A 12,844-nucleotide genomic window follows, 5' to 3' on the forward strand; every position below is an offset into this window, starting at 1 on the left:
GTTCACTCGGCATCCGGCGCTTTCGCCGATGGGTTATCGTCAGTCGGTTGCCCACCGCGACGTTCATGCCAGCCGCAACGGCCGCGATGTCCGTGGCGGCCGAAACGTTGGGCAAACTCCTCTCGCTGCTCCGGGGTCATGGTCATCCAGCGTTCATGCATGCGTCGACGCGCCTGCGCCATACCAAACATACCGCGATGAAAACCTAAACCGCCAAACAAGATACGGCACAGCGCCAGTAATCCCAAAGCCTGCCAGAAACCGATGCTTTTCACCCCGAAGATAGCTGGCAGCAATGCGTTCCATAGCGACATCACGACCAGACTCAGCACCACAACAATCACCGCGCCGATAATCAGCGGCCGCGCCATTCTGTGACGTCCAAAACCCTGGTGATGATGCCCGTGTCGTTCAAAATCTCTCATCGTCAATTACCTCATAAAAATGTATGTATCGAGGTAGACGAATCAGCGAAGAAAATATTGCCAATAAAAATGAAAAAAATAGCGCAATCATGAAAACGGGTAAATGACTCAGAAACTCATCGCTAAACCGAGGCCATACCCTTCGGTGTTATTACCGAACATATAGCGGGCCACCAGTCGGGTACGGGTGATAAATACCGGATACTGGCTGCTGTCGAGTTCCAGACCAATGCCGAGCGAACTCAGGCTATCAAAGCCGAGTTCACCGCGCTGGTCGCCAAGATAGATAGTATGAGCGCCTTCCAGCACGTAGCGCACCGGGCTTTTCAGCAGCGTCCAGTCGGCTATCGGCGCGCGTCGACGAAGGTAGATACCCAGATTTTCGGCGCTGGCCTGCCCCTGGACCGCTTCTGATGTGCTACCGAAGGTTTGCAAATTCATCGCGGAATAGCGCGCTTCTATGTCAATATCCTGCGTTTTGGAAAACAGTTCATAATCAAGCATTAACGAACCGCCCAACCCATAAGCGTTCAGTCGCCCACCATCGAGGAAGCGAATATCAACCTCCGTTTTACGTTCGAGCGCCCAGCGACCGAGGCGTGCATCGCTGGCCATGGTGCCCAGCATCATATTGAAGATAGGCCGTAGCACCAGTTTTCCGCCCCATCGGTCCTGATACAATGGAAAGTCCCAGCCGACGCCGCCGGTAGCGGTCAGACTGTTCCATTTGGTGGGAATGGTACGGCTCTGGGCACCATCGCTGACCACAAATTGCGGATCGTAGCGACTGTAACCGAGGGTGCCTTCCAGATAGAGCGGAAAATCCTCACTCAAGGTGGCGCCGCCGCCAAATTGCGTGAGGGTTAGTTCGTTTTTCTCATTCGCGCCGGAGCCAATATTCAGATCGCTGGCGGTAACGTCAGGTACCACGGTGTAACTCATTAAGGTGAGCACCGCGTCCGCGCGCTGCTTTAGCCGACTGCCGTCCAGGGCATAGCTTTCCTGACTAACTAAAAGCACCGTCAGTAGCAGCCAGCACGCACGCGGAACACCAAATACCATAGCCTGATGCTACCTCATCAATAACGGGGGAATTCGTTTGATTGAGTATAGCCAGCAGCGTCCAAACGTTAGTTATTTTTCAATACGCTGCAGCTGAATGGCATCCGCCTGCTGCGCTTTATCAGCGAGCTCCTGGAACTGCTGCGGAGAATAAAAATTATGCGGCGCTGGCAGCGACTGCATATCCTGCCCCGGATGGATTTGCAGTTGACCCAGTTCCGCGAGCGTAAACCCGGCAACTTCCTTTGGCATCGTCAGGCGATACGGCGGCGTGCGTTCAAAAGGAACCGGCGTTGGCAGGCGATTTTCGCTGAGATCGTAATTCCGCTTCAGCACCAGAAATTTATCCGGCACTCGCCGTTTACTGTTCCACCAGTCGCCGTCGACTTCACGGAACATCCTCTCGGTCTCACTTTGCGGCGCGACCAACAGTTTGACCAGCGCCTGTTTTAACGCCGCTTCCATCGCCCGGTTATAAGCATCGACTGAACCCGCTTGCCCTTGCAAAATAACGTTAATCGCCAGACGCGCGCCAAGCAGATTGGAATAGAGGTCCTCCGGCGAAAAGGCGGAAATTTCTTCTGAAAAACCCGGAACCGACTGGAAACCATACCATTGGGCGATCTCATGCCATTGCGCAATTTCGAAGGCCAGATGGCCGGCAAGCCAGGCGGCAATCGTATATCGCTGCGGCATTGAAGCCGGCGGCGTAAAGGCATTTAACTGGACGCGGCGTACGCCCAGTTCCTCGCTATAAAAGATGCGTCCTGGCTGCCCCAGCGTCGGGTAAATTCGGCTGAATAAATAAAAGGTGTAATCAGCGGTATCACGCACATGGGCGATATCAATAAAACCGCCGCGGCGGGTATAAATAAGGCCATTGTGCTCATCGCTTAAGCCAACCAGATTTTTGACCGCGCCGAGCGCGCTATCGTTGTAATGATGCTCACCTAAGGTATCGAGCGTCAGCACATTACCAATCTGATAAACCGGGATTGGCACGCCAATGGCGCGCACCCGCAGATCGAAACCGAAGGCGCAGCATGGGCGCAGCGATTCCGGCGGCGATAATTCACCCACTACCGGGCTGACATGGTTAACGGGAATCGTCGGTAATACCGGGTCCTGGGCAAATACCGAAAAAGCAGCCGCCAATAACCACCACAAACTCTTACGCATCAAAAGCGTTCTCCATGACACAAAAACAGCGCGCATCATACTCGCCGATGGCTACACGCCGTTAAGTCAAAAACGGTATTCACCGGCGACAAAGAAACTATTGCGATCGTTAAAGCCAAATTCGGTCAGAACGTTGAAGTTACGCGTGATTTCGTACTGGGCGCCGATCAGCATATTCCATGGTGAAGTGAGTTTCTGTTTGACATCAAACTTGCCGTCGCCGTCTTTATTGACCGCGGCAATCAATGGCTGCAGCTGTGGCGGCATATGCAAATCGGCCAGGTTGCCTTTAAATTCCTGCTGCACATCCTGATACATACTGCCGACCCACACGCTGAGATGCGAAGGGCCGGAAATCCCCTGAAGGTTGAAGCGATAGCCAACGCGAGGTGACACTGTCACGGCAGAAATACTGCCGTCGAGAATATCGAAATCGGTGCGGGTGTAATTTGTATCGACGAGGGCAAACCAGTTCTCATAGCCGCCAGCCAGCGTGAACCCGCCCCCCCAGGTGGTACCTTTGAAATCGAGAACAAAATCGATATTTTGCAACTCGCCACTTTGATTAAGGTTATGCACTGTGCCGGCGATGATGCGATCCAGGCCGCGGTATTGCGTTGGGTCGGCATCGACCGACACATTCGACACCGACGAACCGCGGGTGTGGCCTAAAATCCCGTAGACATTAAGGAACGGAAATACCCACATATCGAGACGAAGATTCTCGGTTTTGCTCTTCTCCCGCGTGTGCCCGGCATCTATGGCGAACATATCGCTGGGGATCGGATGGTTACCCAGCTTCAGTCCGGAAAAGGTGATGCTGTCGACCATAATATCCTGGCGCATATTCATATAGCTGAGATTGACGCCAAATGGCAGCGGGATGGAATAACCGCGGGCGCGGGCTTCGTCTCCCCAGATGGGAAAGTAGCTATCACTGTCGTCACTTTCCGCCGCACAGGCATTCCACACGGCGCCAGAGGTCAACAACAGCGTCATGACGGTTATTTTCCATCTCATTTTTATTCGTACCTTTACAGTCCGGAACCCACATTAAAATAGACCGCCTGTTCGTGTTCGCTAAATGCGACATCGACGCCGGTAAATAAACCATACTGACGGGCGACCAGATAACGAAACCCGGTGCCCCACGCCACTTCGGTTTGCTGCCACAGCGACCCCGCCTCATCGCTCGCGCTGCCGATACCGACAAAACCTTGCAGGATCCAGCGCGGCGCAAATTGCCAGGCCAGTTGCGTCTGGGCGACAGCGACATAATCGCCCTGATAGCGAAAACGCGAGATGCCGCGCAGTTCGATGTAAGGCCGGGCCATTGGCGTTAGATGCTTGTCATGATGAGTCAGCGACTGATAATTTGCCGCCAGCGCCAGGGTTAAGGTCGGCGCCAGCGGGATAAAGTATTTACCATCCAGCGACAACTGATTGTAATGATAGTCGCCGCCGAGAAGAGCGCGGTAAAAACGGTACTCGCCCTGCAGTGATAACCCTTTCTTAGGGTAGAAAAAATTATCAGTGGTGTCATATTCCGCCACCACGCCCAAGGCCGAAGAGGTGCTGTTTTCCCCCAACACCCGCTGCCACACCTTGTTGATCAGCTGATTGTCCGCGGTTACATCGGTGTGCGCATAGAATTGCGAGGCGCCGAGAAAAACCGGTGAGTCCCCCACGCGGAACAACAGCTTTTGCAGACCGCCAAAGCCTTTGGTATGGGTTTGCACTGCCACATTTTTGTTAAACCCGGCAATGTCACCCGAATAGATATCGAGATTGACATTGGCGTAGCCCGCGCCAACCAGATAACGAATACTGTCATGATTCCAGGTATGACGATGCGCGGCGCCGATGAACCAGGTACCATTTTGCGTCCCACCGCCGCCGAATCCGGTCAGCGCCGGTGGAATAAAACGATCGCCCTCGCGGGAGCCTTTACCATGCAGAAATAAACCAAACAGACCGCCGCCGTAGCCGATAGCCGGTTCGGTAATCATCACCGGCACCGGCAAAAAACCGTACGGGTTATCCTGCAGATACTGGCTCATATCGAGCATGCCATCTTCAGGGTCGAACAATTGGGCGGCACGAGACGCGCCAGGCGCGAGAGCAAGCATCAGTAAAAGAGTAAGGCCTGCCAGCTTCATGCGGTCTCCAGCACTGACGCATTCATAAGGGAATATTAAGGGAATGAGCTAAAAATATATCGTAAGCCCTTGTTCTTCGCCAACTTACCCTCTCCTTACTTTGCTTATTTTTGGATAAAAAAGCGTGGTTAATCACACAAATTGATAAATGTTATTTATCGTTCTGGTTCATGACTATTAATAAGTGACAGTGTCACCATGTGCGATGGTTTTTAGTTCGCCGCCGTTGTAATCAAAAAGTGAATGACGTATAACATGTCGCAACCGAGGGGTGTCCCGTGAGGGCTGAGATGGCGTAAAAGCCGAACCCTTTGAACCTGATCTGGGTCATGCCAGCGAAGGGACGGGTCGGCATGTTCGCCAGTTTTCAGTTTTGCCTGTTCACACTTCTGCACGCCCGGATCTCCCCCTATTTTCAGGAGGTCCCATGATGATTCCCGCTTTTACCCAAGGTCTTTACGGTCGACTGCGCGAGCAGGCCGGTGGCGAATGGCAACGCTACGTGTCGCACCCTTTCCTCCAGCAATTAGCCGCGGGTACGCTGCCGCAGGCAGCCTTTCGGCGCTATCTGACCCAGGATTATCTTTTCCTAATCCATTTCGCCCGCAGCTATGCCCTGCTGGTCAGCAAACTTCGCACGTTGCCGGAGATGCGCGCCGCCGCCGCCTCGATGAATGCCATCCTTGCTGAGCTACCGCTACATGTAGGCTATTGCGAGCAATGGGGGTTGAGTGAAGACGCTATGGCCCTGCAAAGCGAAGCGATGGAAACCATCAACTACACCCGCTACGTACTGGATATCGGCCACTCCGGCGACGCGTTGGATCTACTGGCGGCGCTGCTGCCCTGCGTCGCGGGCTATGCGGAGATCGGGCTTGGTCTGCTGCACAACCCACAAACCAACTTGCACGATAACCCCTACGCGCCGTGGATCCGCAATTACGGCGACGAGAGCTATCTTCAAGGCGTCAACGCGGCGATCGACCTGCTGGAAACGCTCTGGCAACAGCGCGGCGCGGAATCCCGGTTAGCCGGACTGAGCGACATATTCACTACCGCTACCCGGCTGGAAGGTAATTTCTGGCAGATGGGACTGAACGCCGCCGGGCAGGACCAGGGGTGATGGCGCCAGGTATTCACATTCGCGATTTATGTCTGCGCTTTGGCTCGCGGGAGATCTTTCACGATCTCTCTTTCGATATTGCCGCCGGGCAATGGGTATCGCTGCTGGGGGCCAGCGGCGCGGGCAAAACCAGCCTGTTGCGTATTATCGCCGGGCTGGCGGCGCCAACCCGCGGAACCGTCGTCGCCAGCGATGGCCTTCCTGTTACCACGCGACTGGCGTGGATGGGGCAAAAAGATCTGCTCTATCCGTGGCTTAACGTGCGGGAAAATGTCGCCCTCGGCGCCAGGCTGCGCGGTGAGAAGGCCGATAACACGCGGGTAAACGAGCTTCTTGAGCTGGTCGGGCTCGCCTCCTGCGCTGATGAACGCCCGGCCGCGCTGTCCGGTGGGATGCGCCAGCGCGCGGCGTTGGCACGCACCCTCTATGAGGATCGCCCCATTGTGCTGATGGATGAACCGTTTTCCGCCCTCGATACGCTTACCCGAACGCGGATACAGACCCTCGCCGCGCGCTTGCTCACCGGGCGTACCGTAGTGCTCATTACCCACGACCCGATGGAAGCCTGCCGCCTCAGCCATCGGCTGCTGGTGCTTTCGCCGACGGGCAGGATTGATGATAGTCATCATTTAAGCGGAATCCCGCCTCGCGCCCCGGATGATCCCGCGCTGCTGGCAAGCCAGGCGCAGCTGCTGCAGCAATTGATGAGGGCGAACGGATGAGGGGCAAGTTACTGCGCGGGTGCAGCGTATTTTGTGGCCTACTGTTGCTCTGGCAGCTGGCGTGCTACAGCGGCATTCCCACTTTTTTGTTGCCTTCTCCGGCGGCGGTCGCTGAAGCGCTGTGGAATAACCGTAGCTATCTGGCCAGCCATACCCTTATCACCCTGAGCGAAATTCTCAGCGGAATGGCGCTCGGCGTCGCGCTCGGTATGGTGTTAGCGTTCTGTATGACCATGTCTCCGCGATTACAACGGTGGGTAATGCCGCTGGTACTGACCAGCCAGGCCATTCCGGTATTCGCCCTCGCCCCGCTGCTGGTGCTGTGGTTTGGTTTTGGTATGAGCGCCAAGGTTATGATGGCGGTGCTGGTTATCTTCTTTCCCGTCACCTCGGCTTTCTTTGACGGTCTGCAACGGGTCAATCGCGACTATCTCGATCTGGCCCGCACCATGGGCGCCTCCTTTGGCGCTCAGTTGCGCCATGTTCGACTGATGGCGGCGCTACCCGCGCTCGGTTCCGGCCTGCGGATGGCCGCCGCCGTCGCCCCCATTGGCGCGATTATTGGCGAATGGGTCGGCTCCGCCGAGGGGCTCGGCTACGTAATGCTGAATGCCAATGCCCGTCTGCAAACCGATATCAGCTTCGCCGCCTTGTTCATTTTAGTGCTGCTGACCATCGCGCTGTGGTTGGCGGTAGACGCCTTTTTGCACCGGCTGATCAACTGGTCGCCGGAATGACTTATCAACAGATAATAAGGAAGAGATATGCGTATACCTCTGTTGGCCGGCCTCACTCTGCTGGTTTGCGGCCAGGCATCGGCAAATGAAAAGCTGACCCTGGTACTGGACTGGTACATCAACCCGGATCATGCGCCCATTATGGTGGCGGAACAGATTGGCGCCTTTCGGGATGCCGGGCTGGATGTCAACATCATCCCCCCTTCCGACCCGGCGCTCCCTCCGCGCCTGGTTGCCGCACGCCAGGCGGATTTAGCGATAACCTATCAACCGCAGGTTCACTTCTTCGCCGATGAAGGACTGCCGCTGGTTCGCGTCGGGACGCTGATCCACTCGCCGCTGAATACCGTGATTGCGCTGGATCCGCGCATCAAATCTCCGGCCAATCTACAAGGGAAAAAAGTGGGATACTCGGTGAGCGGTATTGAACAAGCGACGCTGGCCACCATGGCGCAGCACGCCAACATCGACCCTAATAGCATTAAACTGATCAACGTTAATTTCCAGCTCACCAGCGCTCTGCTGGCCGGCCAGGTCGATGCTGTTATCGGCGGTTATCGCAATATCGAAGCGCTGGAACTCAAACTGCAGGGCAAAAGACCGGTGGTCATGAATGTGGAAGACTATGGCGTGCCCGCTTACGACGAACTGGTGATCGTGGCAAACAAAGCCGAGGTCAACGCCCCTAAAATCAAAAAATTCCTCGACGCATTACAGCAGGGAGTGAGCTATTTGCGCGCGCATCCGCAGCAAACCTGGCAGCGATTTGCCAAAGCGCATCCGGAACTCAATACCGAACTGAACCAGCAGGCGTGGTTGCAGAGCGTGCCGCTGTTCGCCACCGATCCGGCAGCGTTAGATAAGCCGCGCTACGACGCGTATGAACAATTTTTATATAACAATAAGTTGGTGAAAAAAGTAACACCTTTAGCAAATTATGCGATCGAACTGCGTTAAGTAACCATAAAACTGACGGAAGTATTTCCGTCAGTCATTCAGCGAAGCGGTAATAAAAATATATAGACTTTCTCACTAATAATTACACTTTCCATGGTTTTAAAAACAATCGAAATTTAGTTTTAAAATCAGCCAATTATATTGACATTCCTGTATGTAATAATCGCGTCAAAATAGCGCCTTAAATTAAAGATTGAATGCGGATTTAAAAAGCCATATATTGTGCGCGCTTTATGAATGCCGATTCAATTTTCTAAACCTTTTTATTCAACCAGAGTTCAAACGTAACGCTGGTTGTGGGAGTGATATGATGACGGATAAAGTCCGTATTGATACTTTAAGTGCAGATTTATTGGACGCGAACAACGAAACCTTTTTGGCTCGTCAGGCTGAATTCGAATCGAATGTCAGGAGTTACCCTCGCAAGTTACCGCTCGCTATCACCAAAGCCGAAGGCGTTTGGCTGACCGATGCGGATAACAAACAGTACCTGGACTGCCTCGCCGGCGCCGGGACCCTCGCGCTGGGCCATAACCACCCTGAAGTACTGCAGAGCATCCAAAGTGTCATTACCAGCGGCTTGCCGTTACATACCCTCGATCTGACAACACCGTTAAAAGATCGCTTCTCTGAATACCTGCTCTCTTGCCTGCCGGGCGAAGGGAAAGAATATTGCCTGCAATTCACCGGTCCTTCCGGCGCTGACGCCGTCGAAGCCGCGCTGAAACTGGCGAAAAAATACACCGGCCGTACGGCGGTGATCAGCTTCTCCGGCGGTTATCACGGGATGACCCACGGCGCGCTGTCCGTGACCGGCAATCTGTCGCCAAAAGCGGCGGTCAATGGCATGATGCCGGAAGTCCAGTTTATGCCTTATCCGCACCTTTACCGTTGCCCGCTGGGTATCGGCGGCGAAGCGGGCGTCAAGGCATTGACCTACTACTTCGAAAACCTGATCAACGACGTGGAAAGCGGCGTTCGCAAACCTGCAGCGGTTATCCTTGAAGCCGTGCAGGGTGAAGGCGGCGTGAACCCGGCTCCGGTTGAGTGGCTGCAACGCATCCGCAAAGTCACCAAAGAGCACGGCATTCTGCTGATCATCGATGAAGTTCAGGCAGGCTTTGCCCGTACCGGTAAATTCTTCGCCTTCGAACACGCCGGCATCGAGCCGGACATCATCGTGATGTCGAAAGCCGTTGGCGGCGGTCTGCCAATGGCGGTTCTGGGCATTAAGAAAGAGTTCGATGCCTGGGAACCTGGCCATCATACCGGTACCTTCCGCGGCAACCAGCTGGCGATGGCCACCGGTCTGACCACCCTGCGCCATCTGCGTGATAACAAGATTGCCGACAAAGTCGCCGCCCAGGGCGAATGGCTGAAAGGCAAACTGGCGGAAATGCAAAAACGCTATCCGGTTATCGGTCACGTACGCGGTCTCGGTCTGATGATCGGTATCGAAATCGTGAAGCCGAACGAGGCGCAGGATCATATGGGCTGCTACCCCGCTGACGGCGAACTCTCCGCGCTGCTGCAGAAGAAATGCTTCGAAGCTGGCCTGATCCTGGAACGCGGTGGCCGTCACGGTTGCGTACTGCGTCTGCTGCCGTCCCTGCTGATTAGCGACGCGGAGCTGGAAGTGTTCCTCGATAAGTTTGAACAGGCCCTGCTGGCCGCCGGCGTAAAACCGGTCTGAGTGGAGTAAGTGACCGCAATGTCCAAATTGAATCCGATTCTGGCTGGGTCCGCGGCAAGCATTGACGCTTACCAGCAGGTCATTTCCCAGGCCAGCCAGGCGGTTGCGCAGTGGCTGCAACAACCTGAAATGTATCAGGGGAAAAGCGTTGATGAACTCCGTGAGCGCATCACCCTTGATTTTAACGAACAGGGTCTGGGCAACCAGGCGGCGATTGAACGTGCGATCGAGTACTTCCTGAAAGACAGCCTGTCGGTGCACCATCCGCAGTGCGTGGCGCACCTGCACTGCCCAAGCCTGGTTATCAGCCAGGCGGCGGAAGTGCTGATCAACGCCACCAACCAGAGCATGGACTCCTGGGATCAGAGCCCTTCAGCCACCATCATTGAGATGAAGCTGATCGAGTGGTTACGTGCGCAGGTCGGTTATCCGGCTGGCGATGCCGGCGTCTTCACCAGCGGCGGCACCCAGAGCAATCTGATGGGCCTGATGCTGGCACGCGACGCCTTCTTCGCTCGTCAGGGGCATTCCATCCAACAGGATGGTATTCCGGGCGACATTCGTCAGTACAAAGTGCTGTGCTCGGAAAACGCCCACTTCTCGGTGCAGAAGAACATGGCGCTGATGGGGCTTGGCTACCGCTCGGTCACGCTGGTGAAAACCGATGAATTCGCCCGTATGGACGTCACCGACCTGAAGGCCAAGATTGCGCAAGCGCAGGCCAACGGCGAGCAGATCATGGCCATCGTCGCCACCGCTGGTACCACCGACGCGGGCGCGATTGACCCGCTGCGTGATATCGCCGGTATCGCGGCGGAGCACCAGATCTGGCTGCACGTTGATGCCGCGTGGGGCGGCGCGCTGCTGCTCTCCGAGCAGTATCGCGATTACCTCGATGGCCTGGAGTTAGTGGATTCAGTTACCCTGGACTTCCATAAGCAGTTCTTCCAGACCATTAGCTGCGGCGCCTTCCTGCTGAAAGATGCTCGCCACTACGAGCTGATGCGCTATCAGGCGGCCTATCTGAACTCCGAGTTTGATGAAGAACACGGCGTTCCGAACCTGGTCTCCAAATCGCTGCAGACCACCCGCCGCTTCGACGCGCTGAAGCTGTGGATGGGGCTTGAGGCACTGGGCAAGAAACAATACGCTTCAATCATCGATCATGGCGTGACGATGGCGAAAAACGTCGCGGAATTTGTGAAATCTCAGCCAACGCTGGAGCTGGTCATGCAGCCGCAGCTGGCAAGCGTGCTGTTCCGCTCACGTCCGGCGCAAATGGCTGGTAGTGATAGCGCCGCGATCGCCCTGCTCAACCAGCGCGTGGGCGACGCCCTGCTGGAATCCGGCCGCGCCAACGTCGGCGTGACCGAGCATAACGGCGTAACCTGCCTGAAGCTGACGCTGCTCAACCCGGTGGTGACGCTGGACGATGTGAAGGTCTTGCTGAGCCTCGTTGAACGCACCGCCCAGGAACTGCTGGCGAAATAAGACACTGCCGATTAGCAAGTGTCCTGCAAAGCCGATAACTGCTGTTATCGGCTTTTTTATTTCCCTCTCACGTCCGCGCTTCGCGCAGCAGTTGTTGGATCACCTGCTCCTGACGGGCATAATCGCCTTCGCCAAAGGCGGTATAACGCAGTTGCCCCCGCGCGTCGAAGAAATAATGCGCCGGCCAGTACTGATTACCAAACGCATTCCAGATGGCGTAGTTGTTATCTGCGACAACCGGATAGTTTAGCTGCCGCTGGCTGACCGCTTCACGAAGCTGCGGCAACGACCGTTCCCACGGATATTCCGGCGTATGTACGCCAATCACCACCAGCCCCGCATCGCGATACTTATTGGCCCACGTCCGTACATAAGGCAGCGTATGCTGACAGTTGATGCAATCGCGGGTCCAAAAATCAATCAGCACCACCTTGCCCTTTAACGCCGCATTGGTAAGGGGCGGGCTATTAATCCATGCGGTGCCGCCTTGCAATTCCGGCATAGCGCTGGTTGGCCGCGGCGCAACGATCGGCTCCAGCCGAACCCGTTGTTGATCCTGGGGCATAAACGCGCTGAGCCGCTGCTCCAGACGATGGGTTAAACCGCTGGCGCCCTGCAGATAACGATCGCTACCGCTGGCGATTAATGCCACTGCGGCCAACATTGCCACGCCAGCCAGTTGGCGTAACCGCCCACTTATCGCCTGACCACCGCGCAAACGGGAAATCAGCCGCGCGCCGAACCACCCCAATAGCAGCAACATCAGCGCGCATCCGCTGGCATAGGAAAGCAGCAAGATGCCGGTAGTCACTGTATTTCCTTGCAACAACGCCAGGCTAAATATCGCCCCCAGCACCGGTCCCGCGCACGGCGCCCAAAGTAGTCCAATCGCCAGTCCGGCGAATACTGAAGCGAGCCCACTGCCATAACGATAGCTCTGTTGGTTAAGTTGATTACCCAACGCAACCGCTGGCGATCCGAGCCAGCCTGCAACGCCTGTTGACAGTAAACTGATAGCCACAACGACCAAAAAGCCCAGCGCCAGCCAACGCCCGACGATAGTCAGATTGACTAACCATCCCCCTGCCGCCGTGGCCAGCAGCGATACAGCGGTAAACATTAACCCCATACCGAACAACAACAGGATGAGTTGCCCCTTACGCCCGCTTACGCTGGCAAACACCAGCGGGATCACCGGTAAGGTGCAGGGGCTGAGCAGTGTCAACATACCGGCCAAAAATGCAATCACAACAGCCATGATCATTCTCCTTTGCAACGTTGCCGAAGTGGCAACGT

General features: G+C 55.6%; 12 protein-coding genes and 1 riboswitch. Of the genes, 6 read left to right on the forward strand and 6 right to left on the reverse strand.

Annotated elements, in window-relative coordinates; genetic code table 11:
- Nucleotides 1–2 precede the first annotated feature (2 nt).
- From EAE_RS19745 to EAE_RS19765, 5 genes are all read right to left on the reverse strand, one after another.
- Nucleotides 3–425, reverse strand: coding sequence for a hypothetical protein (locus EAE_RS19745; protein ID WP_026612304.1), 423 nt, complete (start codon nt 423–425; stop codon nt 3–5).
- Between the two features lie 108 nt (nt 426–533).
- Nucleotides 534–1,487, reverse strand: coding sequence for a hypothetical protein (locus EAE_RS19750; protein WP_015705468.1), 954 nt, complete (start codon nt 1,485–1,487; stop codon nt 534–536).
- A gap of 72 nt (nt 1,488–1,559) precedes the next feature.
- The gene (locus EAE_RS19755; protein ID WP_015705469.1) at nt 1,560–2,666 is read right to left on the reverse strand and encodes a DUF4056 domain-containing protein; all 1,107 of its coding nucleotides are present in this window, start codon (nt 2,664–2,666) and stop codon (nt 1,560–1,562) included.
- Nucleotides 2,667–2,732: 66 nt separating this feature from the next.
- Nucleotides 2,733–3,686: a hypothetical protein gene (locus tag EAE_RS19760; protein WP_047076422.1), complete on the reverse strand. Its 954-nt coding sequence runs from the start codon at nt 3,684–3,686 to the stop codon at nt 2,733–2,735.
- A 14-nt stretch (nt 3,687–3,700) separates the two neighbouring features.
- Nucleotides 3,701–4,825, reverse strand: coding sequence for a BamA/TamA family outer membrane protein (locus EAE_RS19765; RefSeq protein WP_015705471.1), 1,125 nt, complete (start codon nt 4,823–4,825; stop codon nt 3,701–3,703).
- A 257-nt stretch (nt 4,826–5,082) separates the two neighbouring features.
- Nucleotides 5,083–5,186, forward strand: a riboswitch (TPP riboswitch).
- A gap of 66 nt (nt 5,187–5,252) precedes the next feature.
- Here EAE_RS19765 and tenA point away from each other — a divergent pair.
- The 6 genes from tenA (at nt 5,253) to EAE_RS19795 (ending at nt 11,548) form a co-directional block, all read left to right on the forward strand.
- Complete coding sequence (tenA, locus tag EAE_RS19770; protein WP_015705472.1) at nt 5,253–5,948, forward strand: thiaminase II; 696 nt, start codon at nt 5,253–5,255, stop codon at nt 5,946–5,948.
- Nucleotides 5,945–6,670 carry an ABC transporter ATP-binding protein gene (locus EAE_RS19775; RefSeq protein ID WP_047076421.1) on the forward strand — a complete coding sequence of 242 codons (726 nt, stop codon included), beginning with the start codon at nt 5,945–5,947 and terminating at the stop codon, nt 6,668–6,670. The genes tenA and EAE_RS19775 overlap by 4 nt, the downstream gene beginning before the upstream one ends.
- Complete coding sequence (locus EAE_RS19780; protein WP_015705474.1) at nt 6,667–7,407, forward strand: ABC transporter permease; 741 nt, start codon at nt 6,667–6,669, stop codon at nt 7,405–7,407. The genes EAE_RS19775 and EAE_RS19780 overlap by 4 nt, the downstream gene beginning before the upstream one ends.
- 27 nt (nt 7,408–7,434) lie before the next feature.
- The gene (locus EAE_RS19785; RefSeq protein WP_015705475.1) at nt 7,435–8,364 is read left to right on the forward strand and encodes an ABC transporter substrate-binding protein; all 930 of its coding nucleotides are present in this window, start codon (nt 7,435–7,437) and stop codon (nt 8,362–8,364) included.
- A 307-nt stretch (nt 8,365–8,671) separates the two neighbouring features.
- Complete coding sequence (locus tag EAE_RS19790) at nt 8,672–10,057, forward strand: diaminobutyrate--2-oxoglutarate transaminase (RefSeq protein WP_015366536.1); 1,386 nt, start codon at nt 8,672–8,674, stop codon at nt 10,055–10,057.
- Nucleotides 10,058–10,066: 9 nt separating this feature from the next.
- Complete coding sequence (locus EAE_RS19795) at nt 10,067–11,548, forward strand: pyridoxal phosphate-dependent decarboxylase family protein (protein ID WP_161798787.1); 1,482 nt, start codon at nt 10,067–10,069, stop codon at nt 11,546–11,548.
- Between the two features lie 67 nt (nt 11,549–11,615).
- Here the strand turns inward: EAE_RS19795 and EAE_RS19800 are convergent, their stop codons facing one another.
- Nucleotides 11,616–12,806, reverse strand: coding sequence for a cytochrome c biogenesis protein DipZ (locus tag EAE_RS19800; protein ID WP_015705476.1), 1,191 nt, complete (start codon nt 12,804–12,806; stop codon nt 11,616–11,618).
- Nucleotides 12,807–12,844 lie beyond the last annotated feature (38 nt).

This window comes from Klebsiella aerogenes KCTC 2190, assembly GCF_000215745.1.
GTDB classification, from domain to species: Bacteria; Pseudomonadota; Gammaproteobacteria; order Enterobacterales; family Enterobacteriaceae; genus Klebsiella; species Klebsiella aerogenes.